Below are 24,968 nucleotides of genomic sequence, written 5' to 3'. Positions count from 1 at the left end.
CAAAAGCTTAAGCATAAAGGGGAGCGGGCTCCCCTTATGGTCAGGGTGTGGAAGCGCTTCAGGCTTCAGCAAGCGGAGAGTGCTCATTCAGGTATTGAATGCTGTAATCGAGGATATTGAGCGAACGCTCCAGCTTATCGACGTTTACCGAGATAAAGTTGGCGCAATCTCTTCGCCCGCTCATCAATGAAACGGCGGCGGAAGAGAGCGCCTCTTCGGCACTGTACATGGCGCTGCGCGTATCGCGATCCTGTATCTCTTGCAATCTTTCGCTTTTATCGCGGATCTCCAGCGCCAGGGCAAAAAACATCTCACGCAGACGATCGTTTTCGTTGACCGACATATACCCTTTCGCTTTGCGCATCTGGATATAGGCCGCAAGGTCTGTTCTGGCAGTCATCAACTTCATTAATAAACGACGAGCGAGTTCATCAGCGGTCATACTTTTACCTCCCTTGTCAGCCATTGGGCAGATCAATAGTATGGCCGCTTTTTGACCAAAAGCATGGGTTTGGTCAATAATATTCTCCTTTTGACGATCTTTTACACAGGCCGCGTCAGCGCTGGGCTGGGCTGCCGTTTCGCTTGTTAAAAAAGCGCTTCGCGACGTCAGGAGATAAGGAGAATGAAAGCAGTCTCTTACCCGGTAAAAAACACCGTAAATGTCATTCGTGACTATCAATCGGCCTATCCCGATCCGCTGACTCTCCGCGAGGGGGAAAGAGCACAAATTAGCCACTGCGATCTGCAATGGCGCGGCTGGATTTGGGCGACATTAGAGTCGGGAAAAGCGGGCTGGGCACCGCAGCAGCTCTTTACGCCAGTCAGCGCCTATGAAGGGATCTGCCAGCAGCCCTACTGTGCACACGAACTCACCGTGCAAAGCGGTGAGCAACTTAAGGTGCATCAGAGCCTTAACGGCTGGTATCTGGCAGAAAAAGCGGACGGTGACCTCGGCTGGGTGCCGCAGGAGCACGTCGCGCTTGTGTAAGGCTGGCGGTTTACCAGCGCGTAGCCTGCATATCGATAACAAAGCGGTATTTCACATCGCCTTTCAGCATGCGGGCGAAAGCGCTTTCAATTGCTTCACCGCCGATCATCTCCACATCCGCCGTGATGCCGTGCTTCCCACAGAAATCGAGCATCTCCTGCGTCTCACGGATGCTGCCGATTGACGAGCCGCTGATGCTCAGGCGGCGAAAGACCATCGGCGTGATGTTTGGTGAGGCATGCGGCTGATCCGGAATACCCACCAGCACCAGGCGACCGTTGGTTTTCAGCGTCGCCAGGTAGGGGTCGAGATCGTGCGGTGCCGCGACGCAGTCGATAATAAAATCCAGCGAGGTTTGGCAGGCGGCCATTTGCGCCGCATCGCGCGAAACAACCACGCGTTTTGCACCGAGACGGCGGGCATCTTCGCCCTTCTCCGGCGAGGTGGTAAAGAGCGTTACCTCGGCGCCCATTGCGCTCGCCAGCTTAACCGCCATATGCCCTAACCCGCCAAGGCCGACGACGCCCACGGCATCACCCGCTTTTACGTTGAAATGGCGCAGCGGCGACCAGACGGTAACGCCTGCGCAGAGTAGCGGCGCAACGCCCGCCAACGGCAGGTTTTGCGGCACAGAGACAACAAAATCCTGATCGACAATCACGCTCTCGGCGTAACCGCCCCAGGTGCTGTCGCCGGTGTATTTATCAATCCCGTTATAGGTGGCGGTAAAGCCCGCTTCGCAATACTGCTCTTCATGCTGTTTGCAGAAGTGGCATTCGCGGCAGGAATCGACCATCACCCCGACGCCAACAATATCGCCAACCTGGAAGGCCGACACGCCCGTGCCAGTGGCGCTGACGCGGCCGACAATCTCATGTCCCGGCACCAGCGGATAGCGGCTTACCGCCCACTCGTTGCGCGCCATATGCAGATCGGAGTGGCAGACGCCGCAGTAAAGAATGTCGATTTTCACATCCTGGTTTTGCAGCGGGCGAAGGGTAATGTCGCCGGATGTCAGCGGTGTTGCGGCATCGACCGCGACCAGTGCATTGATTTTCATAAGGCCTCCAGGTTGGGCTGGCGTTAATAACGTGAAGGCGGCAGACTATAGTCCGCAAGGTTCACAATTGATAGTAGTTACCATTTGGTGACCACAGATGAGGGCTTCTTATGCCAGCCTGGGTTGATGGCAAACTCTTTTTCTACGCGGATTCGCCGCCGCGCCGCCTGATGGACCTCTTCTCGGTCAAGTGGAGCACGATGGTGCTGCATGCGCTCTACCACTGGCCTGATGAGCGCGCCCGCACCGGCGAGTTGCAGCGTAGCTTACAGGGGATCTCCAAAAAAATGCTCTTCCAGACGCTAAAAGAGCTGGAGCAGCGCGGCCTGATCGCCCGCCACGTTTATGACATTGTCCCGCCGAAAGTCGATTATCGCCTCACGCCGCTGGGCAAAACCTTCGCCGGGCCGATTGAGCAGATGTACCAGTGGGGGCTGGAGAACCAGGCCGCGCTGGATGAGATGGAAGCCCATTACCGTAAAGCACAGGGCTAAAACGCACAGGAGCGTAAATGGAGATAGTTTTAATGCGTCATGGCGAGCCTGAATTCAGCGCTCAGCAGGGTTCCGCACGGGTCAAAGCCACGGACATGTCCGGCTGGATTGCAGGCTATGATGCCTCCGGCATCACTGGCGAACCCGATTGCCACGCCGTTCTGGCGGATAAACGCCGCGCTTTTATTATCAGCAGCCCGCTGCCGCGTGCACGTGCGTCGTTACAGGCGATGAACCTCACCCCCGATCTGATAGCCGACGATCTGCATGAAGCGCCCTTACCGGTATTTAACCTCCCCTGGCTTCGCCTCTCGCCGCAGGCGTGGCTGGTGCTGTTTCGCCTCTGCTGGCTCAGCGGCGCGCTGGCAGGGCCGGAATCCAAAAAGCAGACGATGCAGCGGGCAGAGAAAATGGCGCTTACGCTGATCGCCCATGCGCAGCAGCATGAGCGCGTGCTCAGCATGGGGCACGGGGTGATCAACCGGCTGATTGCGCGCGAGCTGGAAAAGGCAGGCTGGGCAAAACGCGAGCACACCGGGAACGGCTACTGGTCATCAGTAACGTTCACTGCCGCCGGGCGCGATAACCCGGCGGCATAATCAGAGCGGCTGTTTCTCCGCCTGCGAGAGCTGAAGTAACGCCGCCTGTAGCGAGGTGGCGAACATCGCCCCGTGCGTCAGGCCGGGGAATAAGCGGTAAGTAGCCGGGACGCCATGCTGATCAAGCTGCGCAAGGGTGCTGCGAACGCGCGGCAGCACGCCAGACTCGCTGTTCTCATCCTGCGCGCGGCGATCCCCGTCCCCCTCCATCAGATAAAGGTGCTTGCCCGCCGCCTGCCGCGGCGAGACCGCTTCCATCGTTTTCAGCAACTGAAAATCATTGCGCGCCAGCGAAGGCACGGCGGAAAAAGTAGTGGTGAAAAAGGAGGAGGAGAGCCAGCTCTCCAGCACGAACAGCCCGCCGTAGGAGTGCCCCCACAGCCCGCGCTGCGCCGGGTTAACAGTAATCCCCTTTTCGACGGCTGGCGCGATAGTCTCCTCCAGCAATTGGCGAAACGCTGCACTGCCACCCCCCGCTCTGCCGCGCAGCTGCTGCGCGTCGGTACCCGGAGGCGTGTAATCATACGCCCGGCTATCGAGATCGAATGGCAGATTGGTTTGATACCCGACCGCCACCAGCACCGGCGGGTTGGCAGCGAAGAGTTTTTGTAAAAACGCCTCCGAAAGCTTATCCATCGCCGCGTTGCCATCCAGCATATAGAGCACCGGAAAACCGCCAGTCGGCGCGCTTTTGTTGGGCACGCCTGTCCAGACTTTGTAGTGGCGTTTTCCATCCCGGGAATCGAACTGCTTTTGCGTGAAGTGATAGTAAGCAGAGCCGCGATCGGCGATGTTCGGCCCGAGCGGTGCCATATCCGGCCTGGCATAACTTGTTTGCCAGGCGAGCAGCAGAGCCAGCGCCACCAGGCGCACGGCGTAAAAACGATAAAGCATAAACCCCTTCTCCCTGTGCATCAGCCATGCACGCTTCCCCGCATCGGCTGAACTAAAAATGAGAGCAAACGTTAATGGGAATCATTATTGATTGCAACAGGTAAGCGGCAGCGGGTGTCGCTGCCCTGCCCCTTTACGACTTAGGGATAGATTCAGCCAGCTCCTGCGCGAGCCGCCACTGCTCTTCAATCGGCGTTATCGTGCGCTTGCGCTCATCCACCGGCAGCTTTGGCTCGGTCCAGAGAAAGGGAAAGAAGGCGTAAACCTGCTCGCCGCCGAGCATACGCACCTCTTCCCGCCAGTTGGGCCAGCGCACCGTCTGGTAGAAGAGCGCCAGATCGCCGCACAGCGCCCACTCGACAAACGCAGAGTAGCCCACTTCCAGCCCTTCCCAGGCCAGCGCATCCGGCGCGAAGTAGTAGACGTTGCCGATATCCTCTCCGAGACCGCCGCCGTTGAGGGCAAAAAAGCCGCCCGATGCATCATCGGCAATCAGTAAGGCAGCGAAAGATCCCGCGTCTGTCGCCGTTTGCGTCCAGCCCATCGGATCGCGCGCCAGCCGCGCACTGCCGGAGCCGAGAATACGCAGCCAGCCATCATCAATCAGCAGCCCGCCGGTTTCATACACCAGCGCCCCCAGCGGGGAGCGGGTGGTAACCTGTAATTGCAGCAGCGCCTGTTCGGCGCGGGCCTCCTCTTTCGTCAGCACCTCGTAAGGGTTGCTGGCCGCGTTAAGCCACTCCTGCACCACCGCCCAGCCGGGATCGTGCACATCGATAAGTTCAGTTAAGGTCTTCATCCGCTCTCCTGCAGGCGAGGTAAAAGTCTTTGCCATCATACCGGAAAGCGGCAAGGCCATAAGGCTGCGAAGCCGCTTTGCACCCTACCAAAATCTGCCCTGCCGGGGCGCATAAAAGGCTTTCTTCCGCCCTGGGCCAATGTCAGGATCAGCGCACTTTTTCTCTCTTCCTCTTTTTGCGCAGGAATCGTCATGCGTCTGATTATCTCTCTACTGCTCGCCTGTTATCTGCCCTTCGCCAGCGCCAATACCGTGACCGACGTACAGAAAAACGTGACCGGGTTCTATAACTACTATCTGCATGCCTTCGAGAACACGTCGCCGGACGAGGTGATTAAAACAGCGGAAATGCGGCACTATGTCTCCGCTAAGTTACTGAGGCGTATAGCTGAAATTTATCAGATGCCGGAGCAGGAGTTGCTGTCGGCGGACTATTTCACCTACACCCAGGATTACGACCCCGCGTGGATCCCGCACCTCAAAGTTTCACCGGCGCGGCCCGATGGCGACAACATGCTGCTGGATGTCTGGCTGGGGATAGAAGATAACAAGCATTCTCATCTTCAGGTCTGGACGCGTAAAGAAGCGGGCGAGTGGAAAATCTGGCGGGTGGTTGACGCCGGAGAGCATTTTGAACAGAAGCTCTACTGACACCGCCCGCTTAGTGCAGCAGTGATAGGGCGGAGAAGATGAGTAACAGCGCGCCGCCCAAAACATTCACCCCTTTTTTGAGCCGTGCCGGATTGGCTTTTTTCGCCGAGAAGACCAGCACATTGCTCAGTGCAATCAGCCATGCGCCCATCACCAGCACATGTACCGTTGCCAGCAGCAAGTAGTGGCTAACATCGCCGCGGCTGCCAGCAAATTGTGACACCACGGTGAGATAAAAAACGATCGCTTTCGGGTTGAGTACGTTCGCCAGCCACGCCTCTTTCAGCGTCACCGTCGGACCGTCCGCGCGGAGCGTCATCTCACTCGTCGTTAACCCGCTGCGGATCAGCTGTACGCCAAGCCACATCAGATATGCCGCCCCCGCATACTTCAGGACGTTAAACAGCGCGGGAGAAGAGACGAGCATCGCCGTCACCCCAAGGCCAATCAGCAGCGCATGGGTGTAGATGCCGAGCGCGGTGCCCGCCAGCGTGCGTAGCAACCCACCCCGCCCGCCGGCCAGCGCGCTGTTCATCGCGAGGGTAAAACTCGCGCCCGGAGAGAGCGCGACGGGTAAAAGCACGGGGATAAACCCCATGATGTTGATTTCCATTACATCCCGTTTCGTTAAGCCGGAGATGACTCCCGCGTTTCGACAGCAGGGATCTCATCAACGGCGCTGTAAATGGTAAGACCCCGCTCGCGCCCGATGCGCACATCGTTATCGGCACCCGCTGAGTCGCCGGGCAGGCGTAAAATGGCATCGCAGTGTTGAATCAGGCGATGGGCGACGGGGTACAAAAAGACCTGGCTAATCTCATCGCCAATCTTCTTCGACCCGGCCGCTTCCGCCAGCGGCATCGCCAGCCACTCGCCAATCACCGGCGTATGGCCTTTTTCGAACACCTTTGCGGCAACCCGCGTCATGGCATCGAGATTCTGTTTGATTAACGCATCATCACCGTTGGTGCCGCTGCGTACGGGTCCGGCAATCAAAATAAGCATGGCGTGCATAGTTTCCCCTGTAAACTGCGTAAAATTAGGATCGTCAGGCTGACAAGTGGCACGCTAACATGCATAATCGTGCAAGATCAAGATCAATCGTGAAAGGGGAAATCGTGTTATCCAGTCAACGTAAGCAGAAGATCCTTGAGATGCTGGCGCGTGATAAGCAGGTATTGTCCCGTGAATTAAGCCAGCACTTTGCTATCTCTGAAGACTCTATTCGCCGGGATTTACGGGAGTTAGCGGCAGATGGCTTGCTGCAACGCGTCCACGGCGGCGCGCTGGCGGTGTCGGCAGCGATTGCGCCATTTGAAGTACGCAAAAGCGTGAACATTCATGCAAAACGCGTCATCGCGCAGAAAGCAGTGAATCTTATTCAGCCGGGCAATATCGTCATCATCGACGGCGGTACCACCTCGGAAGAGATGGTCACCCTGCTGCCACCGGATCTGGCCTTTACCGTGGTCACCCATAGCCCGACCATTGCCGCCGGATTGATTAACCTGCCGAATGTCGACGTGATCGTCATCGGTGGGCAGTTATATAAACACTCGATGGTCACCGTGGGCGCATCAATGATTGAGTCCATTCGCCGCATCAATGCTGACCTCTTTTTTATGGGCGTCACCGGTGTGCATGAGCAGGCAGGCTTTACCACCGGCAACTATGAAGAGGCCTGCGTCAAGCGCGCGCTTTCGGAGCGCGCGGCGGAGACCGTGGTGCTGGCGTCGCCGGAGAAGATCAACTCCGCCTCGGCGTTTGGCATCGGTGATCTGACGCTCGCCAGCACGCTGCTGGTCGATGAGCCGCTCGATGAGAAGATGAGCGCGCTGTTCAAACAATTGCAAGTCAGCGTGCTGTAGCCGGAGGCGCTTTCAATGGTTGATGCCGACGGCTTTATCGCCTGTTTACCCGCCACCCCACTGCAACCGGCGTTTCGCCCGGTCGTCGATAATGTCATCGATCTGCTGTGCGCCAGGCTTGGCGCGCAGGTGCACAGTATTTACCTCTACGGCAGCGTGGCGAAAGGTACGGCGGTGGCAGGTGTGTCGGATCTCGACGTCTGCCTGATTACCCAATGCGCGCTGAACGCGGCGGAGCGCGATCTTCTGCGAGTGATTGCGGAGCATGTGCAGGGGCAGCATCCGCTTATCAGCAAAGTCGATTTTGATTGCGGCACGCTGGCAGAGGCGCTGGCAGACGAAAACCGGTTCAGCTGGGGTTACTGGCTTAAGCACCACTGCCGCTGCGTGGCGGGCGAGGATCTCTCCCTGCGCTTCACGCCTTTTGCCCCCTCGCGCGAGATTGCAGTGGCGGTAAACGGCGATTTCATTCCCGTTGTGCAAGGCTATCTTCAGCAGCTGGCAGAGGCGGGCAATGCGCGACAAATCCAGCGAGCTGCGGCACGTAAACTGCTGCGCGCAACCAACCTTTTACGCCGCGCAGAAGATAATGACTGGCCTGAGACGCTGGAGGAGTACGCCAGCCGGGTTATACAACGCTTTCCACAGCAGCAACAGGCCATTGCATGGCTGCTGCAACAGTGCCACACGCCGGAGGATGACACGGCGCACTTCACCGCTCGTCTTAATGCCCTGATGCGCTGGCTGGATGAGGCGCGCCGCTAGCGGCTTGCTTCATACTCTATCGCTTCGCGGATAGTCAGCAGTGCTTCGCGCAGGGTGTCGATAGCGACCGAACCGAGGGCAACACGCAGCGACTGCGGCGTCGACTGCGCGGTGCAAAAGGGATCGGCGGTTGAGAGGGAGATATTGTTATCCATCAACTGCTTCACCACCCGATCGGCACGCGACTCTTCAGCGAGCGGCAGCCAGGCAAAGTAAGAGTCGGGGTGGGTCACGCACGGCAGCCCGGCCAGTGTTTCTTGCAGGATGCGCTGGCGCAGCCGGGCATCTTCCAGCTTGCGCTTTTCCAGCCGGGCTACCGTGCCATCCGCTATCCAGTGGCTGACCAGCGAGGTCATGAGCGACGGCGCATTCCACGTCGTGGCGCGGATGGCCCGCTCCAGCGCAGGCCGCAGCGCGGGCGGGCAGATCACCACTCCGACCCGCAGACCGGTCGCCACATTTTTTGAAAATCCACTGACATAAACCGTCCTTTCCGGCGCAAAACAGGCGAGCGGCGGCGGCGCGCGGCGAACCAGCCAGGCGTAGGCTGCATCTTCAATGATTAGCAGATCGTGAGCGCGAGCAATATCGGCCAGGGTTTTGCGCGACTGACGGTTCATCACCCAGCCCAGCGGGTTATGCATTGTCGGCATGGTATACACCGCACGAATACGCCGCTGCTGGCAGAGCTGGTGCAATGCGGCCAGATCCGGGCCATCCTGCGCTGCCGGAATTGCCACCAGCTCCAGATGATAAAGCTCGGCCAGCGCCTTAAAACCGGGATAGGTCAGCGCGTCCACCGCCACCACATCGCCCGGTTTAAGCAGCCCCATAACCGTAACGGTCAAACCGTGTTGCGCACCATTCACCAGCAGCAGATCCTCAGCCGCCGGGCGAAACGCGCCCTGCGTAAAGTGCCCGGCGAAAACTTCTCGCTCGGTGATGCGCCCGCCATGAGGCTGATAACGCAGATGCGCCTCAATATTGCCCTCCACCGCCGTGCGTTTGAGGGCCTCGCGCAGCAGCTCGCCCTGCCCGCTCACTGCCGGGTAGTTGAAGTTGAGATCCAGCACATCGCTGGCGACGGCAAGCTGATCGATACCGTGACCGGGAGGGAGCGCAATCTCTCTGACGAAGGTGCCGCGGCCGGTTTCACCGCTGACCAGCCCCATCGCTTCCAGCTCGCGATAGACGCGGGTGGCTGTCGCCAGCGAAATATGCTCCTGCCCGGCGAGGCAGCGGTGCGTCGGTAAACGCGTGCCGGGCGGCAGCTCACCGGCACGGATCTGCACAGCGAAGCGATCAACCAGCTGTTTGTAGCGCGCTTTCATCAAATGTATCCATGACAATAATTTGATTGTCTTAAGTGGCTCAACCTACCATTCAGCCCATCAATGCTCAAGCTCCCACTAATCAGTGATAACGAGGTCAAGATGGCGAATTCCGCGCTAAACAAACCGGCGCATCCCGCGCTGGCAGGCTGGCTAAATGGCCTGCTGGGGGTAGTGATTTTCAGCGGCTCGCTACCCGCCACGCGCATCGCCGTGCTGGAGATGTCGCCCTTTTTCCTCACCTTTCTGCGCGCCTCGCTCGCCGGGTTGCTGGCGATTGTTCTTGTTTGTGTCTTGCGCGAACCGCGCCCGCAGCGCGCGCAGCTTTTCTCGCTGCTGATCGTCTCCGGCGGCGTGGTGATTGGTTTTCCGCTTCTGACCGCGCTGGCGCTACAGCACGTCACGTCCGCCCACTCGATTGTCTTTCTCGGCCTTCTGCCGCTCTGCACGGCGATTTTTGCGCTGCTGCGCGGCGGCGAGCGGCCAAAGCGCGCCTTCTGGCTCTTCTCACTGCTTGGCAGCCTGCTGGTGGTGGCCTTCGCGCTGGCGCAGAGCCACGCCGTTTCGCTGACCGGCGATCTGCTGATGCTGGCGGCGGTGGTAGTGTGCGGGCTGGGCTATGCCGAAGGGGCAACCTTAACCCGTACGCTCGGCGGCTGGCAGGTGATCTGCTGGGCGCTGATCCTGTCGCTTCCGGTGATGCTGCCCGCCGCCTGGCTGACGCAGCCCGGCACGCTTGTTGATATCAGCGCGCAAGCCTGGTGCGCGCTGGGCTACGTTTCGCTCTTCAGCATGCTGATTGGGTTTATCTTCTGGTATAACGGCCTTGCCCGCGGCGGGATTGCCGCCGTTGGTCAGCTACAGCTGTTGCAGCCCTTTTTCGGCCTTGCTCTCTCCGCCCTGTTGCTCAACGAGCGTGTCAGCCCGCTAATGCTACTGGTGACGCTGGGCGTGATCCTCTGCGTGATTGGCTCGCGAAAGTGCGCCCGCTAATTCAGGCAGCTTATGCCGCGCGTCGATGATGGGTATAACGGTAGGGAAAGAGGTATACACCAGGAGAAGTAAATGATTTCAAAAGAGAATGTCGAGCACTATAACTGGGGCGAGGGATGCGACGGCTGGTACCTGGTGAAGCGGCCAGAGATGATGATCATCCATGAGAAAATGCCCGCCGGAACGCAGGAGCAGCGCCATTATCACTCCGTCTCGCGGCAATTTTTCTTTGTGCTCAGCGGCGTGCTGACAATGGAGCTGGAAGGTGCAAAGCAGCATATTGCCGCTCAGCAAGGAATTGAGATCCCGCCATTAGCAAAACATCAGGCGCGCAATGATTCTGACGCGGCGGTTGAGTTTATCGTCTTCTCTCACCCGACCCCGCGCGGTGATCGCACCGATGTCGCGGAGCAGTAAAAGGGTCAATGATGAACCAGAGCGCGGAAGCGATACGTATTCTTACTGCAAATATCCACGTGCCGTATGGCATTTTCAGCATCATTGACGGCAGCGGTTACTTTCCGCCGCTGGCCTTTCTGAATGAGTTCTTGTTACGGGGCAGCGATCCCTGCGACCAGGATTGCCGGATGGGCACCTGGCGCCCCTTTGCGCTGACTTCTGAGGAGTATGCCATCGTTAAAAACTGGTGGCTGGAGACCAACGAAAACGCGGTGGTTACAGACTTTGGCTGTGAGTGCTGGGATGAGTGGGTGCAGGAGATTCTTGATCCTGTCTAAAGTCTTTGCGCACACCCGAAGGCAGCAATCTATAAAGAAGCAAAATAACTTACCGCACGCGATGCCGCTGCGCTGATAATCCGCTATAAATCCCGCCCGGAACTCTGTACAATCCCTCGCCTAAGATCCTATAACTGATTACTTTTTGAACTATGAGCAATGTGAACCTGCAGCCGAAAATCGGCTTTGTCTCTCTTGGCTGCCCAAAAAATCTCGTCGACTCCGAACGCATCCTTACGGAGCTGCGTACCGAAGGTTACGATGTTGTCCCGAGCTACGATGATGCCGATATGGTGATCGTGAATACCTGCGGTTTTATCGACAGCGCCGTGCAGGAGTCGCTGGAAGCGATCGGCGAAGCGCTGAATGAAAACGGTAAAGTGATTGTCACCGGCTGTCTGGGTGCGAAAGAGGATCAGATCCGCGAAGTGCACCCGAAAGTGCTGGAGATCACCGGCCCGCACAGCTATGAGCAGGTTCTCGCCCATGTTCATCACTATGTGCCAAAACCGCAGCACAACCCCTTCTTAAGCCTGGTGCCGGAACAGGGCGTGAAACTGACGCCGCGCCACTATGCTTACCTGAAAATTTCCGAAGGCTGTAACCACCGCTGCACTTTCTGCATCATTCCGTCGATGCGTGGCGATCTGGTGAGCCGCCCGATTGGCGACGTGCTCTCCGAGGCGAAACGCCTGGTTGATGCCGGCGTTAAAGAGCTGCTGGTAATTTCGCAGGACACCTCTGCGTACGGCGTTGATGTGAAGCACCGCATGGGCTTCCATAACGGCGAGCCGGTGAAAACCAGCATGGTTGGCCTTTGCGAACAGCTGGCCAAGCTCGGCGTCTGGACGCGTCTGCACTACGTTTACCCCTACCCGCACGTGGATGACGTGATCCCGCTGATGGCGGAAGGCAAAATTTTGCCCTACCTCGACATCCCGTTGCAGCACGCCAGCCCGCGCATTCTGAAGCTGATGAAGCGCCCTGGCGCGGTCGATCGCCAGCTGGCACGCATCAAGCGCTGGCGCGAAATCTGCCCGGAGCTGACGCTGCGCTCCACCTTTATCGTCGGCTTCCCTGGCGAAACCGAAGAAGATTTCCAGATGCTGCTCGACTTCCTGACCGAAGCGCGCCTCGATCGCGTCGGCTGCTTCAAATACAGCCCGGTTGAGGGTGCCACCGCCAACGAACTGGCGGATCAGGTGCCGGAAGAGGTGAAAGAGGAGCGCTGGAACCGCTTTATGCAATTGCAACAGCGCATCTCCGCTGAGCGTTTGCAGGAGAAGATTGGTCGCGAAATCCTGGTGATGATCGACGAAGTGGATGAAGAAGGCGCGATTGGCCGCAGCATGGCCGATGCCCCGGAAATCGACGGCGCGGTCTACCTGAACGGTGACACCAACGTCAAACCGGGCGATATTGTTCGCGTGAAAGTCGAGAACGCCGACGAGTATGACCTGTGGGGCACACGCGTTTAAGCGATAAAAAAACCCGGCGCCCGCCGGGTTTTTTGTGCTCATTTTGAGCGATACGTAGGCCGGATAAGCGTTTACGCGCCATCCGGCAATTGGTCCGTATTAATGTCATCAGCATTACAGGTTTTTTTGTTCTGAAGAGAAGAGCAACAGATATTAACGATGCCGGCATGTGGTTTTAATCAGCACCGCTTAAAATTATGCTTAACCGTACTTGAATGCTAAATGCCGTGCTGTTTTGCCAGCCATTGACTGGCCGTTGTAGTTGAAATTCCCTGACGGTAATTGTAAGTGTTGCGCTTACTCCAGGCTACGCCGTCTGGCCGTGCGAAAGCCAGCCGGTAATGTGCACCAACATCCTGCGGATTGTGCTGCACATCATCCTGAAGCTTTTGCCGGTCCAGTAATTTTCTGTTTACTTCAGTGCCCCAGTGAGCACGCATTAAATCAGCAAGCTCACTGTAAGTCAGCGTATCGCCTGCAATATAGACAATCTCGTTTTTGAAAGTGGGCTGATGGAAGAAAATGTCCGCCGTCAGCTTGCCAATATCTTCAGGTGTGGTTAGCGTTACCGCGTGCTGCCACTCTCCCAACGCACAGACCGTTTTACTTTGCGCGTCAATCACACCAAAACCAGGCTCAAACAGATAGCTGGTAAAAATACCTGTCGATACAATGACCCACTCTGTTGCGTTTTGCTGGCGTAAAAGGTGGCGAACGTCGAGCTGTTCATCCCAGACTTGTTGTCCACTGCCTTTACCCACTACGTCATAATCAACGCCAAACTGCCAGGGGAAGTAGCGGGCTACAGCCGCTTTCAATACCGCCTGCGTAATTTTTATCTGCGTTCCCGGCCCGCCGACAAAACCACTGCAGTTGATAACGGCGTCGTAAGCAGCAAATAGCTCACTCAGTTCATCAACACTGTTTTCCTGCAGATCGCCCTCTACTACAGCGATTCCAAGCTTCATCAGTTCATCCAGTCGTGCCTTGCGCGAACCAGAAACGGCATGAGCAGCTTCGCTTCTGAGTAACACGCTAAGTTTTACATCGGTATGTTTCTGCGCTTTATTGCTCATTGCTCTCAATACCTGAATACCAAGCTCGCCTGCACCAAGTATCAGAACCCTATTGGTAGGTTTTTTTTCGGTATTCATTGTTGCTTCCTGTTGGATTAAAGCATCATCCTGACAGCTGATATGGGCTGGTTCAATTAGGCACACGCATGATACCGGAGGTGATATGGAGTCTGAGCGGGAAGCGCTATTGCAATTTTCCAGTCAATTTTGTGAGGAATTAAGCAACGATGATGAGGGCCTGAAACGTGAGATCCTGGCCCATGCAGGTAATCGCTGGTCGCTTGGCGTGCTGCATATTCTTGCTACCAACGGACCTCTTCGCTACGGAGAGTTACGCCGCTTCCTTACGGGTGTCACTCAAAGAATGCTGACGCGAACACTGCGCCATCTGGAGCGGGACGGGCTTATATCTCGCTATGATTATGAGGAAAAGTTGCCCCGGGTGGTTTATGCGATTACCGATATGGGCAAAGAGATGCTTCTGCGGATGCTACCTTTGTGGTCGTGGATTATCACATCCGCCAGCTATTTCCGGGAAACAAGAGCAAATTATGACGGTGATTGAATATTTTGGTGACAACATGGCAGAAGAAACCTGAAGGGTTTATGAAGGTTGAAACTCTCATCAAGAGGGCTGCAACATGATATTGCAGCCTGCACTGAGAGGCACCAGGTCCGCTCCTAGCTATTGTTTACACTGACTGCTTTTGCCTGAAGTGCACATAGAGCCACTCTTAGCAGGGCGTTGCGAGAGCTTTGCTCCAATTTATATCGAACAGGCGATGCGCTCACGTAGCCACTGATGAGCGAGGTCACGGTGAACACGTTCGGGCCAGAGCATAACCATCTCAAATCCCGGAACCTCAACAGGTGACTCAATGACCTGCAGCGCATCGTTTTCACACACAAGCCGCCACGGCACCATTGCAACCAGATCGGTACTCTTCAGGACCGCAGTAAGCAGCAGGAAATTTGGCACAGAGAGTGATACACGGCGCGTCATCCCCCTCTCGGCCAGGGCGATATCTGTCACACCATGAAATCCGGCCCCCTCCGGTGAAACAATGGCATGCTCCAGCTGACAGAACTTCTCGAGCGAGAGTGGGCTATGCAAATGAGGATGCCCCGCACGTCCAGCAAGCACATAACGTTCAGTGAACAACGTGCGGCGATGTAAATTGACTGGTGCTTCATCACTTGTCATAAAAGCAAGATCGATCTCTCCTTGTTCCGCTTTCCTTGCTACTTGTGAAGGAGGACTTTGTACAACTGCCATGCGTGTAGCTGGCGCAGCACTGCGTCGCCCGGAACCATCACAGTCTTTGCCGGTCTGGCGTCACCGGAGCAGATTCTGGCGGCGATCGATAAAGCACAGCACTGACGCGCCCGGTCCCGCCGGACTTGTCCAACCCGGCAAAAGTAGGATAATGCCCTCTCTTTGCCGGGTTAGCAGTTATCTCAGATGTCGTCTTTAGCATATCAGTCAGACCGGCTTCCTGCCGGTCTGGTTAAGATTTGCATTTGACGGCACAGTATTAAGAGATGAGTTCAAATCTGAGGTCGGCAATGCTCAGTTACAGAACGTGCGGGGACCTTCATCAAAGCACGTCTGGGTTTTGCCGTTTGCGTCAGTAATGTAGGTGTATTTACCAATGGTTTGCTTTCTGCTGCCATCGCTACCAAAAGTTATGCCACCGGCTTCGAAATATGATGTGGAATGCCCATTTTTATCGTCCGAATAAGTCGTGTTACCAATCTGGTAGGTAGTACTGCCATCATCACCATACACTCTGCCTTCTATTTCCCGATAAGTGGTGGTGCCCTTGCCTGTATCCACGTAAGTATTTCTGCCATCACGATAGATTATTGTGCCCGCATGCACAGAAACAGATGCCAGGGCAACCGCGATAAGCACAGCTTTGAGAGAACTTTTCATGACAAAATACCTTCAATTATGCCGGTGTTCAGCTCTTCACATCATACGCCTACATTATCAGTGGGTAACTGCTTTAACAGTATTTTTTGCATGAGCAGGCAGACAGATGTTTTACAGGCCTGGGGTAACTTGAGAGGCTCAGAAACATGTGCATCATTGCAAAAAAATCCCGCCGGAGCGGGATTTATGATTCCTTAATCAACGATTTTCTATGTAATCCATGCCTACCAGAATAATCGCCCTCATCGGATGCATCAGTTTCAACAACTTTGTTTACGGATAAGCACGCCAGTGGGCAGGTTGATCACGATCCTGAAGGTGGCGCTCACGAGCAACATGCACGGCAAAATCCATAGAGAACGCCCACTCCGCTGCTTCTTTCTGCGTATCCGCCTTATGAACTTCTTTACCATTAACGATTACGACATGATGAGTGGTAGAGGCTGATTTGTCATTAGTTTTTGGGCGGTGTTCAACGAACGCGTGTGTTTTTGACATTGAGACTCCTTATTTAATGTAAAACAGAAATATTTCTGCCCTATATATATGGGGTTAATAATGTCGTGGGGCAAAGCCCAGGAAGTATGACCTACTCACGGTTGAGTATTACATGCCAATGTTAGTCCTACATTCCTGCGGTTATGACAAATGCGAACTTCCGCTCCTCGCTCAGAGCGGACATTAGTTAAATCTCATCTCAATTAGTTGGTGCCCGCGTTAGTTTTATTAACTCCCCCCAGCTCACCCCTTAATTTTCGGGTCCAGCGCGTCGCGCAGTCCATCTCCCAGCAAATTAAACGCCAGTACCGTGACGAAGATCGCCAGCGACGGGAAGAGCGCTACATGCGGGGCGATAACCATATCCGCGCGGGCTTCATTGAGCATCGCGCCCCACTCTGGCGTCGGTGGCTGAGCACCGAGGCCAAGGAACGAGAGGCTGGCCGCTGAGATAATCGAGGTGCCAATGCGCATGGTGAAATAGACCACAATGGATGAGACCGTGCCCGGCAGAATATGGTGGAAGAGGATCACCGCATCGCTGGCACCGATGCTGCGCGCCGACTCGATAAAGGTTTGCTGTTTCAACACCAGCGTATTGCCGCGCACCAGCCGGGCAAACGCCGGAACAGAGAAGACCGCGACGGCGATAATCACATTCGCCATGCCGCTGCCCATAACCGCAACGACGGCAATCGCCAGCAGAATACCGGGAAAGGCGAACAGCACATCGCAGATACGCATAATGATGCGATCCCACCACCCTTCGTAGTAGCCCGCCAGCAGCCCCAGCACCGTGCCGATCGCCGCGCCAATCAGCACCGCAAAGACGCCCGCCGCCAGCGAAATCTGCGCGCCCACCAGCACGCGGCTAAAGATATCGCGCCCGAGCGAGTCGACACCGAACCAGTGTACCAGCGATGGCCCCTCGTTCAGCCGGTCATAATCGAAGTAGTTCTCCGCATCAAAGGGGGCGATCCACGGCGCAATCACCGCCAGCAGGATCAGCAGCAGGACAAACAGCCCGGCGGTCATGGCCACGGGCTGACGGCAGAAGCGTCGCCAGAACTCATGCCACGGAGTGCGCACATGACCCGGTTTTACCGTGGGCATGGCATTTAAAATCGCCTGTCGACGCCAGTTTAACAATCGCATCCTTACTTATACCTGATAGCGGGATTTAGGGCGGCGTAGAGAACATCCACCACTAAGTTGATAAGAATAAACTCCAGCGAGAAGAGCAGCACTTCCGCCTGAATCACCGGATAGTCGCGCATCTCCACCGAGTCGACCAGCAAACGCCCGAGCCCCGGCCAGTTGAAGACCTTCTCCACCACAATCGATCCGCCGAGCAGGAAGCCAAACTGCAACCCCATCATCGTCACCACCGGGATCATGGCATTGCGCAGGCCGTGCTTGAGGATCACCCACTTTTCGCTGACCCCTTTTGCCCGCGCGGTGCGCATATAGTCCTCATTGAGCACCTCGACGAAGGAGGCGCGGGTGAAGCGCGCCATCACCGCCGCCACCGCCGCGCCAAGGGTCAGCGACGGCAGAATATAGTGTTGCCAGCTCTCCGCACCGACGGTTGGCAGCCAGCCCAGCTCAACTGAGAAGACCTGCATCAGCAGCATGCCGAGCGCAAAGGCCGGGAACGAAAGCCCCGTCACCGCCACCGCCATCCCCAGATGATCGGGCCAGCGGTTACGCCACACGGCGGCAGCGATGCCAGCGCCCAACCCAAACAGCATCGCCCACAGCATGCTGGTAAGGGTGAGCAGGAAGGTCGGCATAAAGCGGCTGGCGATCTCTTCCACCACCGGACGGCGCGACGCCATCGACACGCCGAAATCCCCCTGCAGCACGCTGGTGACGTAGTGCCAGAACTGCACCCACAGCGGCTGATCCAGCCCGAGCTGTCGACGCACCAGTTCAATTACCTCGGCGTCCGCTTCCGGCCCGGCAATCAGGCGCGCCGGATCGCCCGGTAGCAGGTGGACAAACAGAAACACCAGCACAGCCACAATCAGCAGCGTCGGAATCAGGCCCAGCAAGCGTTTAATAATATAATTCAGCATCTCATCTTCCCTCACTCCGCCCCCAGTTCAGCAAGGCGGCGTGAGTTATCTATTGCAAATCGGCGTTATCAAAACTAAAGCCGGTATCCGGCATGATGTAAAAACCGATCAGCTTTTTGTTATGCGCGGAAACCAGCTTCTCAACCACCAGCGGCACCCACGGCGACTCTTTCCAGAGGATATCCTGCGCCTCTTTATAGAGACGCGCTTTTTCATCTGTGCTGGTGGTTTTCAGCGCGTCGGCCAGATCTTTATCCACCTGCGGGTTGCTGTAGAAGGCGGTGTTGAACTGCGTCGGCGGCCAGTTCCATGACGCAAACAGCGGCGAGAGCGCCCAGTCCGCTTCTCCGGTCGAAGAGGTCCAGCCGGTATAGAACATACGCACTCCGCTCTGCTTCTGCCCTTTCGCTTCCACTTCCGCCGCGCGTTGCCCGGCATCCATCGCCGTCACCTGCACTTTGATCCCCACCTGCGCCAGTTGCTGTTGCGTGAACTGCAACACCTTCTGCGCGGTACTGTGATTATGGGAAGACCAGAGCGTGGTAGTGAAGCCCTGCGGATAGCCTGCCTCTTTCAGCAGCTCACGCGCTTTGGCCGGATCGTAGGGCCAGGGTTGATAGCTCTGCGAATAGGCAATGGTCGGCGGCAATACGCCGGTCGCAGGCGTTGCAAAACCGGCAAACGCCACTTTCACCAGCGCCTGGCGGTTAATGGCGTAGTTGATCGCCTCGCGCACTTTCGGGTTGTCGAACGGCTTTTGCGTCACGTTCATGCTGATGTAGCGCTGCATAATCGACGGGCTGGCAACCAGCTCCAGCTTACTGTTTCGTTTCAGCACCGCCGCCTGCTCATAGGGGATGGGGAAAGCGAACTGCGCCTCGCCGGTCTGCAACATCGCCGCGCGGGTGTTGTTATCCACCACCGGACGCCAGGTGATGGAGTCCAGCTTCGGCAGGCCCTGCTGCCAGTAACCGGCAAACTTTTTCACCTTCACAAAATCGGTCTGGTTCCACGCTTCCAGCGTATAGGGGCCGGTGCCGACCGGGTGGAAACCGATCTCTTTGCCATATTTTTTCAGCGCCGCCGGTGAAATCATCGCCGATGCCGGATGGGCCAGAATATTGATAAACGCCGAGAAGGGCTGCTTGAGGGTGATCTTCACCGTGCTCTCATCGACGGCCTCGGTGCTGGCGATATTTTTATAGAGGTTGTAGCGCTTAAGGCTGTTCGCCGGGTTGCTGGCGCGGTCGAGGTTTGCTTTCACCGCTTCGGCGTTAAAATCGGTCCCGTCCTGGAACTTCACCCCTTTGCGCAGCTTGATGGTGTAGACCAGCCCGTCGTCGGAGACGGTGTAACTCTCTGCCAGCACATTGACCAGCTTCATCTCTTTATCGAGGCCAAACAGCCCCTGATAGAAGGATTTTGCCACCGCCTGCGAGAGCGTATCGTTGGCGTCATAGGGATCAAGGGTGGTGAAGTTGGAACCGACCGCTACCACCACATCTTTCGCGGCAAACGCCGGGAGGGCGCTCAGCGCGACAACCACGCCTGCAACGGCCCGCCAGTGTCGGGAAATGATCTCTGTCATGCTGCTCTCCTGAAAAACCCTGTCTGTCATCAATTAAAAACGCGACTGCGTGCTGCCGGGCGTCGTTCTGGCGACGAAGTGCCCTGGCCCCACGTTTTGCAGCTGTACGCGCTGCATTGTTTCCCCGCGTTTACGAATATTGCTCGGCATATCATCGGATAAGAGCACCCGCTGCGGCGGCTGGTGGGCAGGATCGGCCACCGGCACCGCCGACATCAGCTTGCGGGTATAGGGGTGCTGCGGATTTTCAAACACCGCGCGGCGCGGGCCGATCTCAACAATCTGCCCGAGATACATCACCGCCACACGGTGGCTGATCCGCTCCACGACCGCCATATCATGGGAGATAAAGAGAAACGCGATCCCCAACTCGCGCTGCAAATCGAGCAGCAAATTGATGATCTGTGCGCGAATCGAGACATCCAGCGCCGAGACGGACTCATCGGCAACCACCACGCGCGGGTTCAGCGCCAGCGCGCGGGCGATGCAAATACGCTGGCGCTGGCCGCCGGAAAACTCGTGCGGATAACGCCAGGCGTGCTCCGGCTTCAGCCCGACGCGCTCCAGCAGCCACTCCACGCGCTGGTGTGCTTCCACTTTGCCGAGAAGATTGTGCACGCGCAGCGGCTCAATAATCGAATCGCCCACCGTCTGGCGCGGATCGAGCGAGGCATACGGATCCTGAAAAATAAACTGAATATCACGGCGCACCAGCTTCATCTTGTGATCCGGCAGGGTGTCGATGCGCTCGCCGTTAAAGGTAATCGAGCCGCCCTGGCTCTCCACCAGCCGCAGCAGCGCGCGTCCGGTGGTCGATTTTCCGCTGCCCGATTCGCCGACAATCGCCAGCGTTTCGCCGGGCCAGAGATCGAAGCTGATGCCCTCCACCGCATGCACCTCTTTGGTGATGCGATTAAGCAAGCCGCCGCGCAGGGGGAAGCGCGCTACCAGGTCGCGAACCTGCAAAATCGGCTCGCCGGGCACCACAGTATCCTGCTCCGTTTCCGGCTCCTGCACCTGCGGGTTTTTCGCCGAGATGAGCGGGAAGCGGCGTGGCAGATCGCTGCCGTTCATCGCGCCAAGCTTCGGTACTGCCGCCAGCAGCGCTTTGGTATAGGGGTGCTGCGGGTTGCGGAAGACACACTCGACGCTGCCGCTCTCCACCGCCTCGCCCTGATTCATCACCAGCACGCGATCGGCGATATCCGCTACCACGCCCATATCGTGGGTAATAAAGATCACCCCCATCGACATCTCTTTTTGCAGCACGGCGATAAGCTGCAAAATCTGCGCCTGGATCGTGACATCCAGCGCGGTGGTTGGCTCATCGGCAATCAGCACCGCCGGGCGACAGGAGAGCGCCATGGCGATCATCACCCGCTGGCGCATGCCGCCGGAGAGCTGATGGGGAAAACTGGAGAGAATGGATTGCGCTTCGGGAATGCGAACCAGGTCGAGCATACGCCGCGCTTCGCGCATCGCCTGCTCGCGGCCCAGTTTCTGATGGAGGCGAATCGACTCGGCAATCTGCTCACCAACCGGGAAAACCGGGTTGAGCGAGGTCATCGGCTCCTGAAAAATCATCGCGATATCCGCCCCGCGCACGCTGCGCATCTGCGAGGAGGAGAGCGTGTTGATATCGACCTTCTGGCGGTTGCGCCGCGTCAGGCAGATATGATCGCAGTTCACTTCGCCGCCCGCTTGTTCAATCAGCTTGAGCAGCGAGAGCGCGGTAACCGACTTTCCGGAGCCAGATTCGCCGACAATCGCCAGCGTTTCGCCCCGTTTCAGATTAAAAGAGAGGTTACGTACCACCGGGGTAAGCTGCTTCTCATGGCTAAATGCGATATTCAGATTGCTGACGTCAAGAACCACGTCTGCCTCTGGTTCAAAGCCTTGCGACACCCCACTCTCCTTTTCTACGATAGCTGCCTTTGTGAAAGACGATTTCTGAATATAGGAAGTCGTTACAACGATGTAAAGCAATGTGATAACAATGAGGTAGACGCAAGTCATATTGACCCCTCCCCTTTTCTGCCATAATGGCCGCTTCTCGCGTTGACTGGATAGAAATTATGGAATCTGCAAATGGCTTGATCTCGCTGGAGACGGCGCTGTCGAAAATGCTGTCACGCATTTCACCGCTCACTGAGCACGAAACCCTGCCGCTGCTCGCCTGTTTTGGCCGCGTAGTCGCGCAAGATGTTATCTCCCCGCTGAATGTCCCCGGTTTTGATAACTCGGCGATGGACGGCTACGCCGTGCGCCTGGCGGATCTCAACGGCGGCAACGCGCTGCCAGTAGCAGGCAGAGCCTTTGCCGGGCAGCCCTTTAGCGGCGAGTGGCCGCAAGGCACCTGCATACGCATTATGACCGGCGCGCCGATCCCGGCTGGCTGCGAAGCGGTGGTGATGCAAGAGCAGACGGAGCAGAGCGACGACGGCATCCGTTTTACCGCTGAGGTGCGCGCCAACCAGAACATTCGCCGCGCGGGCGAAGATATCGCCAAAGGCGCCAGTGTCTTTACGGCGGGCACAAAACTGACCGCCGCCGAGCTGCCGGTGCTGGCCTCCCTCGGCATTGCTGAAGTGAGCGTGGTGCGCAAGGTGCGCGTGGCGCTCTTCTCCACCGGTGACGAACTGCAACTGCCGGGCCAGCCGCTGGCTGAGGGGCAGATTTACGATACTAACCGCCTGTCGGTTCACCTGATGCTGGCCCAGCTTGGTTATGAGGTGATTAACCTCGGGATTGTGCCGGACGATCCGCAGAAACTGCGCGACACCTTTATTGCCGCCGACAGCCAGGCGGATGTGGTGATCAGCACCGGCGGCGTGTCGGTGGGCGAAGCGGACTACACCAAAACCATTCTTGATGAACTGGGTGAAATCGCCTTCTGGAAGCTGGCGATCAAACCGGGCAAACCCTTTGCGTTCGGCAAGCTAACAAATAGCTGGTTCTGCGGCCTGCCGGGCAACCCGGTCTCCGCCACCCTCACCTTCTACCAGCTGGTGCTACCGCTGCTGGCGAAACTGAGCGGCAATTGCGCGGATGAGACGCCGCTGCGTTTTCGCGCGCGCGTTATCGGTGGGCTGAAAAAGTCGCCGGGGCGTCTCGATTTCCAGCGCGGGATTGTCAGCCGCGGCGAAGATGGCACGCTTGAAGTGCGCACCACCGGCCACCAGGGCTCGCACATTTTCAGCTCCTTCAGCCAGGGCAACTGCTTTGTGGTGCTCGAGCGCGAGCGCGGCAACGTAGCGGCGGGCGAGTGGGTAGATGTGGAGATGTTTAACCATCTCTTGGGAGGCTGACGATGGCAGAAGAGCTCAGCGACAGCGAGATGATGCGCTACAACCGGCAGATTACTCTGCGCGGGTTCGATTTTGACGGCCAGGAGCGGTTAAAAGCCGCGCGCGTGCTGGTGGTCGGGCTCGGCGGCCTTGGCTGCGCGGCAGCGCAATATCTGGCGGCGGCGGGCGCAGGCATGATGACGCTGCTCGATTTCGACACGGTGGCGCTGTCAAATCTGCAACGCCAGACGCTGCACGGCGATGCGGATATCGGTAGCGCTAAAGTTGACTCTGCCCGCGAATCGCTGCTGCGTATCAACCCGCATGTCGAGTATGTCACCGTTAATGCCCTGCTTGATGAAGCGGCGCTGTTCGCGCAGATTGCCGCGCACGATCTGGTGCTGGACTGCACCGATAATGTGGCGATCCGCAACCAGCTCAACGCCGGCTGTTTTCAGCATAAAGTGCCGCTGGTCTCCGGCGCGGCAATTCGCATGGAGGGGCAGATCAGCGTCTTTACCTGGGCGGAAGGCGCGCCCTGCTACCGCTGTCTGAGCCGCCTGTTTGGCGAGAATGCGCTGACCTGCGTGGAAGCGGGCGTGATGGCACCGCTGGTCGGCGTTATCGGCTCGATGCAGGCGATGGAGGCGATTAAGGTGTTGACCCATTACGGCACGCCCGCCGCAGGCAAGATCGTGATGTACGATGCGATGCAGTGCCAGTTCCGCGAGATGAAGCTTATGCGTAACCCGCAGTGTGAAGTGTGCGGCGATGGTCCATCGCCCGCGGTTTAATTGCCGGATGGCGGCGGTTTTGTAGGCCGGGTAAGCGCAGCGCCACCCGGCAATTTCCCTTTCGGGCACAAGGCGTAAACCGCGAACCTCATCACAACAACTTTCATTCGAAAGCTATTTAATCTCCATATGAAATATGTGGAGATGGTCGATGATTTTCAATATTCAGCGCTACTCAACCCATGACGGCCCCGGCATCCGCACGGTGGTGTTTCTGAAAGGGTGCCCGCTGCGCTGCCGCTGGTGCCAGAACCCGGAAAGCCGCGCTCGCTCGCGCGACCTGTTGTTTGACCCTCGCCTCTGCCTTACCGGCTGCGATTTGTGCCAACGCGCCGCGCCTGCGGTAATTCAACGCGCGCAAAATCATCTTTTAATCCAGCGTGAAAAGATCACCGATGCAGCGCTGGATGCCCTCACCGGCTGCTGCCCGACCGAAGCGTTGAGTGTCTGTGGCGAGGAGAAATCCGTGGCGGAGATTATGGCGACGGTGCTGCGCGACAAACCCTTTTACGATCGCAGCGGCGGCGGCGTGACCCTCTCCGGCGGCGAGCCCTTTATGCACCCTGAACTTTCAGAAGCGCTGCTGCGCGAGAGCCATCAGCACGGCATCCACACAGCCGTTGAGACCTGCCTGCACGTGCCGTGGCGTTATGTCGAACCCTCTCTGCCATGGGTAGATCTCTTTCTCGCCGATCTTAAACATGTCGATGAGGAAGCGTTTCGTAACTGGACGAACGGTTCCGCCGCGCGGGTGCTTGATAATCTGCAACGCCTCGCCCGCGCCGGTAAAAAGATGATTATTCGCGTGCCGCTGATCCCCGGCTTTAACGCCGATAAAGCCTCCATTGAAGCTATCACTACTTTCGCTGCCGACCAGCTGCGCGTCGGCGAGATCCACTTTCTGCCCTATCACACGCTGGGCATGCAGAAGTTTGACCTGCTCGGCGAAACCTGTACCGCCCCTGAAAAGCCGCTCGACGACCCTGAACTGCTGGCATTCGCCGCGGCATTTGCCCGCCAGAAAGGGCTGGCGATGACATTGCGAGGATAA

28 protein-coding genes and 1 pseudogene are annotated in these 24,968 nt (G+C 57.4%); 14 read left to right on the top strand and 15 right to left on the bottom strand.

The window, feature by feature from the left end; all coding sequences use genetic code 11:
• Window positions 1-58 precede the first annotated feature (58 nt).
• On the bottom strand, window positions 59-442 hold the full coding sequence (locus tag ACWPW2_RS06105; protein WP_023481846.1) for a biofilm formation regulator BssR: 384 nt from the start codon (window positions 440-442) through the stop codon (window positions 59-61).
• Between the two features lie 183 nt (window positions 443-625).
• Between ACWPW2_RS06105 and ACWPW2_RS06100 the strand changes: the two genes are divergently transcribed.
• Window positions 626-991 (top strand): SH3 domain-containing protein, encoded by a 366-nt coding sequence (locus ACWPW2_RS06100; RefSeq protein WP_454121893.1) that lies wholly within the window; start codon window positions 626-628, stop codon window positions 989-991.
• 10 nt (window positions 992-1,001) lie between these two features.
• Here ACWPW2_RS06100 and ACWPW2_RS06095 read toward each other — a convergent pair whose 3' ends face one another.
• Entirely contained in the window at window positions 1,002-2,051 is a 1,050-nt protein-coding gene (locus ACWPW2_RS06095; protein ID WP_454121892.1) for an NAD(P)-dependent alcohol dehydrogenase, read from the bottom strand.
• Between the two features lie 110 nt (window positions 2,052-2,161).
• On the opposite strand from ACWPW2_RS06095, the gene ACWPW2_RS06090 reads away from it, so the two are divergent.
• Entirely contained in the window at window positions 2,162-2,545 is a 384-nt protein-coding gene (locus ACWPW2_RS06090; RefSeq protein ID WP_054804100.1) for a winged helix-turn-helix transcriptional regulator, read from the top strand.
• 17 nt (window positions 2,546-2,562) lie between these two features.
• The gene (locus tag ACWPW2_RS06085) at window positions 2,563-3,144 is read left to right on the top strand and encodes a histidine phosphatase family protein (RefSeq protein ID WP_279792031.1); all 582 of its coding nucleotides are present in this window, start codon (window positions 2,563-2,565) and stop codon (window positions 3,142-3,144) included.
• Here the strand turns inward: ACWPW2_RS06085 and ACWPW2_RS06080 are convergent, their stop codons facing one another.
• Both ACWPW2_RS06080 and ACWPW2_RS06075 read right to left on the bottom strand, forming a co-directional pair.
• The gene (locus ACWPW2_RS06080) at window positions 3,145-4,038 is read right to left on the bottom strand and encodes an alpha/beta hydrolase (RefSeq protein WP_454121891.1); all 894 of its coding nucleotides are present in this window, start codon (window positions 4,036-4,038) and stop codon (window positions 3,145-3,147) included. It abuts the gene before it with no gap.
• Between the two features lie 133 nt (window positions 4,039-4,171).
• On the bottom strand, window positions 4,172-4,837 hold the full coding sequence (locus tag ACWPW2_RS06075; RefSeq protein ID WP_454121890.1) for a DUF2625 domain-containing protein: 666 nt from the start codon (window positions 4,835-4,837) through the stop codon (window positions 4,172-4,174).
• A 192-nt stretch (window positions 4,838-5,029) separates the two neighbouring features.
• Here ACWPW2_RS06075 and ACWPW2_RS06070 point away from each other — a divergent pair, with 192 nt between their 5' ends.
• Window positions 5,030-5,488, top strand: a complete 459-nt coding sequence (locus tag ACWPW2_RS06070; protein WP_454121889.1) for a YbjP/YqhG family protein — start codon at window positions 5,030-5,032, stop codon at window positions 5,486-5,488.
• 10 nt (window positions 5,489-5,498) lie between these two features.
• Here the strand turns inward: ACWPW2_RS06070 and ACWPW2_RS06065 are convergent, their stop codons facing one another.
• On the bottom strand, window positions 5,499-6,101 hold the full coding sequence (locus ACWPW2_RS06065; protein WP_454121888.1) for a LysE family translocator: 603 nt from the start codon (window positions 6,099-6,101) through the stop codon (window positions 5,499-5,501).
• A gap of 14 nt (window positions 6,102-6,115) precedes the next feature.
• Window positions 6,116-6,502 carry an NUDIX hydrolase gene (locus tag ACWPW2_RS06060; RefSeq protein WP_454121887.1) on the bottom strand — a complete coding sequence of 129 codons (387 nt, stop codon included), beginning with the start codon at window positions 6,500-6,502 and terminating at the stop codon, window positions 6,116-6,118.
• A 104-nt stretch (window positions 6,503-6,606) separates the two neighbouring features.
• Between ACWPW2_RS06060 and ACWPW2_RS06055 the strand changes: the two genes are divergently transcribed.
• Together ACWPW2_RS06055 and ACWPW2_RS06050 are read left to right on the top strand one after the other, a co-directional pair.
• Window positions 6,607-7,356, top strand: coding sequence for a DeoR/GlpR family DNA-binding transcription regulator (locus ACWPW2_RS06055; RefSeq protein WP_454121886.1), 750 nt, complete (start codon window positions 6,607-6,609; stop codon window positions 7,354-7,356).
• Between the two features lie 15 nt (window positions 7,357-7,371).
• Complete coding sequence (locus tag ACWPW2_RS06050) at window positions 7,372-8,121, top strand: nucleotidyltransferase domain-containing protein (protein ID WP_454121885.1); 750 nt, start codon at window positions 7,372-7,374, stop codon at window positions 8,119-8,121.
• On the opposite strand, the gene ACWPW2_RS06045 is transcribed toward ACWPW2_RS06050, so the two are convergent.
• Window positions 8,118-9,452 carry an aminotransferase-like domain-containing protein gene (locus ACWPW2_RS06045; RefSeq protein ID WP_454121884.1) on the bottom strand — a complete coding sequence of 445 codons (1,335 nt, stop codon included), beginning with the start codon at window positions 9,450-9,452 and terminating at the stop codon, window positions 8,118-8,120. The two genes, ACWPW2_RS06050 and ACWPW2_RS06045, sit on opposite strands and share 4 nt — an antisense overlap.
• A gap of 102 nt (window positions 9,453-9,554) precedes the next feature.
• Here ACWPW2_RS06045 and ACWPW2_RS06040 point away from each other — a divergent pair, with 102 nt between their 5' ends.
• The 4 genes from ACWPW2_RS06040 to rimO all read left to right on the top strand — a co-directional run bounded on the left by ACWPW2_RS06040 (window position 9,555) and on the right by rimO (window position 12,660).
• Window positions 9,555-10,445, top strand: a complete 891-nt coding sequence (locus ACWPW2_RS06040) for a DMT family transporter (protein ID WP_454121883.1) — start codon at window positions 9,555-9,557, stop codon at window positions 10,443-10,445.
• A 72-nt stretch (window positions 10,446-10,517) separates the two neighbouring features.
• Window positions 10,518-10,862, top strand: a complete 345-nt coding sequence (locus tag ACWPW2_RS06035; protein ID WP_454121882.1) for a cupin domain-containing protein — start codon at window positions 10,518-10,520, stop codon at window positions 10,860-10,862.
• An 8-nt stretch (window positions 10,863-10,870) separates the two neighbouring features.
• The gene (locus ACWPW2_RS06030; RefSeq protein ID WP_454121881.1) at window positions 10,871-11,182 is read left to right on the top strand and encodes a hypothetical protein; all 312 of its coding nucleotides are present in this window, start codon (window positions 10,871-10,873) and stop codon (window positions 11,180-11,182) included.
• 152 nt (window positions 11,183-11,334) lie between these two features.
• On the top strand, window positions 11,335-12,660 hold the full coding sequence (gene rimO, locus ACWPW2_RS06025) for a 30S ribosomal protein S12 methylthiotransferase RimO (RefSeq protein WP_023481461.1): 1,326 nt from the start codon (window positions 11,335-11,337) through the stop codon (window positions 12,658-12,660).
• Between the two features lie 218 nt (window positions 12,661-12,878).
• On the opposite strand, the gene ACWPW2_RS06020 is transcribed toward rimO, so the two are convergent.
• Complete coding sequence (locus tag ACWPW2_RS06020) at window positions 12,879-13,814, bottom strand: aromatic alcohol reductase (protein WP_454121880.1); 936 nt, start codon at window positions 13,812-13,814, stop codon at window positions 12,879-12,881.
• A gap of 85 nt (window positions 13,815-13,899) precedes the next feature.
• Between ACWPW2_RS06020 and ACWPW2_RS06015 the strand changes: the two genes are divergently transcribed.
• Window positions 13,900-14,301 carry a winged helix-turn-helix transcriptional regulator gene (locus tag ACWPW2_RS06015; protein WP_454121879.1) on the top strand — a complete coding sequence of 134 codons (402 nt, stop codon included), beginning with the start codon at window positions 13,900-13,902 and terminating at the stop codon, window positions 14,299-14,301.
• Window positions 14,302-14,502: 201 nt separating this feature from the next.
• Here ACWPW2_RS06015 and ACWPW2_RS06010 read toward each other — a convergent pair.
• The 7 genes and pseudogenes from ACWPW2_RS06010 to gsiA form a co-directional block, all read right to left on the bottom strand.
• Window positions 14,503-15,021 (bottom strand): annotated as a pseudogene (locus ACWPW2_RS06010) (LysR substrate-binding domain-containing protein); the annotation flags it as partial.
• A gap of 285 nt (window positions 15,022-15,306) precedes the next feature.
• The gene (locus tag ACWPW2_RS06005; protein WP_454121878.1) at window positions 15,307-15,672 is read right to left on the bottom strand and encodes a hypothetical protein; all 366 of its coding nucleotides are present in this window, start codon (window positions 15,670-15,672) and stop codon (window positions 15,307-15,309) included.
• Window positions 15,673-15,945: 273 nt separating this feature from the next.
• Window positions 15,946-16,170 carry a hypothetical protein gene (locus tag ACWPW2_RS06000; RefSeq protein WP_454121877.1) on the bottom strand — a complete coding sequence of 75 codons (225 nt, stop codon included), beginning with the start codon at window positions 16,168-16,170 and terminating at the stop codon, window positions 15,946-15,948.
• A gap of 243 nt (window positions 16,171-16,413) precedes the next feature.
• Window positions 16,414-17,325, bottom strand: a complete 912-nt coding sequence (gene gsiD / locus ACWPW2_RS05995) for a glutathione ABC transporter permease GsiD (protein ID WP_034813897.1) — start codon at window positions 17,323-17,325, stop codon at window positions 16,414-16,416.
• 2 nt (window positions 17,326-17,327) lie between these two features.
• Entirely contained in the window at window positions 17,328-18,248 is a 921-nt protein-coding gene (gene gsiC, locus ACWPW2_RS05990) for a glutathione ABC transporter permease GsiC (RefSeq protein WP_042716730.1), read from the bottom strand.
• 49 nt (window positions 18,249-18,297) lie between these two features.
• A complete protein-coding gene (gsiB, locus tag ACWPW2_RS05985; protein ID WP_454121876.1) occupies window positions 18,298-19,836 on the bottom strand; it encodes a glutathione ABC transporter substrate-binding protein GsiB in 1,539 nt (512 codons plus the stop codon).
• Window positions 19,837-19,869: 33 nt separating this feature from the next.
• On the bottom strand, window positions 19,870-21,741 hold the full coding sequence (gene gsiA, locus ACWPW2_RS05980) for a glutathione ABC transporter ATP-binding protein GsiA (RefSeq protein ID WP_454121875.1): 1,872 nt from the start codon (window positions 21,739-21,741) through the stop codon (window positions 19,870-19,872).
• Between the two features lie 170 nt (window positions 21,742-21,911).
• Here gsiA and moeA point away from each other — a divergent pair, with 170 nt between their 5' ends.
• The 3 genes from moeA to ACWPW2_RS05965 all read left to right on the top strand — a co-directional run bounded on the left by moeA (window position 21,912) and on the right by ACWPW2_RS05965 (window position 24,968).
• Complete coding sequence (gene moeA / locus ACWPW2_RS05975) at window positions 21,912-23,144, top strand: molybdopterin molybdotransferase MoeA (RefSeq protein ID WP_454121874.1); 1,233 nt, start codon at window positions 21,912-21,914, stop codon at window positions 23,142-23,144.
• A gap of 2 nt (window positions 23,145-23,146) precedes the next feature.
• On the top strand, window positions 23,147-23,917 hold the full coding sequence (moeB, locus tag ACWPW2_RS05970; RefSeq protein ID WP_454121873.1) for a molybdopterin-synthase adenylyltransferase MoeB: 771 nt from the start codon (window positions 23,147-23,149) through the stop codon (window positions 23,915-23,917).
• Between the two features lie 151 nt (window positions 23,918-24,068).
• Window positions 24,069-24,968 (top strand): glycyl-radical enzyme activating protein, encoded by a 900-nt coding sequence (locus ACWPW2_RS05965; protein ID WP_454121872.1) that lies wholly within the window; start codon window positions 24,069-24,071, stop codon window positions 24,966-24,968.

Source organism: Kosakonia sp. Marseille-Q7440 (genome assembly GCF_965119485.1).
Note: the sequence above shows the minus strand (reverse complement) of the source record. Positions and strands in the feature narration are given on the sequence as shown.

What these genes read in the sequence shown, in the direction of transcription:
- ACWPW2_RS06095 (WP_454121892.1), bottom strand. Translation starts at nt 2,051, where the DNA reads ATGAAAATCAATGCACTGGTCGCGGTCGATGCCGCAACACCGCTGACA.
- ACWPW2_RS06085 (WP_279792031.1), top strand. Translation starts at nt 2,563, where the DNA reads ATGGAGATAGTTTTAATGCGTCATGGCGAGCCTGAATTCAGCGCTCAG.
- ACWPW2_RS06005 (WP_454121878.1), bottom strand. Translation starts at nt 15,672, where the DNA reads ATGAAAAGTTCTCTCAAAGCTGTGCTTATCGCGGTTGCCCTGGCATCT.
- gsiB (WP_454121876.1), bottom strand. Translation starts at nt 19,836, where the DNA reads ATGACAGAGATCATTTCCCGACACTGGCGGGCCGTTGCAGGCGTGGTT.
- gsiD (WP_034813897.1), bottom strand. Translation starts at nt 17,325, where the DNA reads ATGCGATTGTTAAACTGGCGTCGACAGGCGATTTTAAATGCCATGCCC.
- ACWPW2_RS06030 (WP_454121881.1), top strand. Translation starts at nt 10,871, where the DNA reads ATGATGAACCAGAGCGCGGAAGCGATACGTATTCTTACTGCAAATATC.
- ACWPW2_RS06090 (WP_054804100.1), top strand. Translation starts at nt 2,162, where the DNA reads ATGCCAGCCTGGGTTGATGGCAAACTCTTTTTCTACGCGGATTCGCCG.
- ACWPW2_RS05965 (WP_454121872.1), top strand. Translation starts at nt 24,069, where the DNA reads ATGATTTTCAATATTCAGCGCTACTCAACCCATGACGGCCCCGGCATC.
- ACWPW2_RS06070 (WP_454121889.1), top strand. Translation starts at nt 5,030, where the DNA reads ATGCGTCTGATTATCTCTCTACTGCTCGCCTGTTATCTGCCCTTCGCC.
- ACWPW2_RS06080 (WP_454121891.1), bottom strand. Translation starts at nt 4,038, where the DNA reads ATGCTTTATCGTTTTTACGCCGTGCGCCTGGTGGCGCTGGCTCTGCTG.
- ACWPW2_RS06100 (WP_454121893.1), top strand. Translation starts at nt 626, where the DNA reads ATGAAAGCAGTCTCTTACCCGGTAAAAAACACCGTAAATGTCATTCGT.
- ACWPW2_RS06065 (WP_454121888.1), bottom strand. Translation starts at nt 6,101, where the DNA reads ATGGAAATCAACATCATGGGGTTTATCCCCGTGCTTTTACCCGTCGCG.
- moeA (WP_454121874.1), top strand. Translation starts at nt 21,912, where the DNA reads ATGGAATCTGCAAATGGCTTGATCTCGCTGGAGACGGCGCTGTCGAAA.
- rimO (WP_023481461.1), top strand. Translation starts at nt 11,335, where the DNA reads ATGAGCAATGTGAACCTGCAGCCGAAAATCGGCTTTGTCTCTCTTGGC.
- ACWPW2_RS06015 (WP_454121879.1), top strand. Translation starts at nt 13,900, where the DNA reads ATGGAGTCTGAGCGGGAAGCGCTATTGCAATTTTCCAGTCAATTTTGT.
- moeB (WP_454121873.1), top strand. Translation starts at nt 23,147, where the DNA reads ATGGCAGAAGAGCTCAGCGACAGCGAGATGATGCGCTACAACCGGCAG.
- ACWPW2_RS06035 (WP_454121882.1), top strand. Translation starts at nt 10,518, where the DNA reads ATGATTTCAAAAGAGAATGTCGAGCACTATAACTGGGGCGAGGGATGC.
- ACWPW2_RS06040 (WP_454121883.1), top strand. Translation starts at nt 9,555, where the DNA reads ATGGCGAATTCCGCGCTAAACAAACCGGCGCATCCCGCGCTGGCAGGC.
- gsiC (WP_042716730.1), bottom strand. Translation starts at nt 18,248, where the DNA reads ATGCTGAATTATATTATTAAACGCTTGCTGGGCCTGATTCCGACGCTG.
- ACWPW2_RS06000 (WP_454121877.1), bottom strand. Translation starts at nt 16,170, where the DNA reads ATGTCAAAAACACACGCGTTCGTTGAACACCGCCCAAAAACTAATGAC.
- ACWPW2_RS06075 (WP_454121890.1), bottom strand. Translation starts at nt 4,837, where the DNA reads ATGAAGACCTTAACTGAACTTATCGATGTGCACGATCCCGGCTGGGCG.
- ACWPW2_RS06060 (WP_454121887.1), bottom strand. Translation starts at nt 6,502, where the DNA reads ATGCACGCCATGCTTATTTTGATTGCCGGACCCGTACGCAGCGGCACC.
- ACWPW2_RS06020 (WP_454121880.1), bottom strand. Translation starts at nt 13,814, where the DNA reads ATGAATACCGAAAAAAAACCTACCAATAGGGTTCTGATACTTGGTGCA.
- ACWPW2_RS06105 (WP_023481846.1), bottom strand. Translation starts at nt 442, where the DNA reads ATGACCGCTGATGAACTCGCTCGTCGTTTATTAATGAAGTTGATGACT.
- ACWPW2_RS06050 (WP_454121885.1), top strand. Translation starts at nt 7,372, where the DNA reads ATGGTTGATGCCGACGGCTTTATCGCCTGTTTACCCGCCACCCCACTG.
- ACWPW2_RS06045 (WP_454121884.1), bottom strand. Translation starts at nt 9,452, where the DNA reads ATGAAAGCGCGCTACAAACAGCTGGTTGATCGCTTCGCTGTGCAGATC.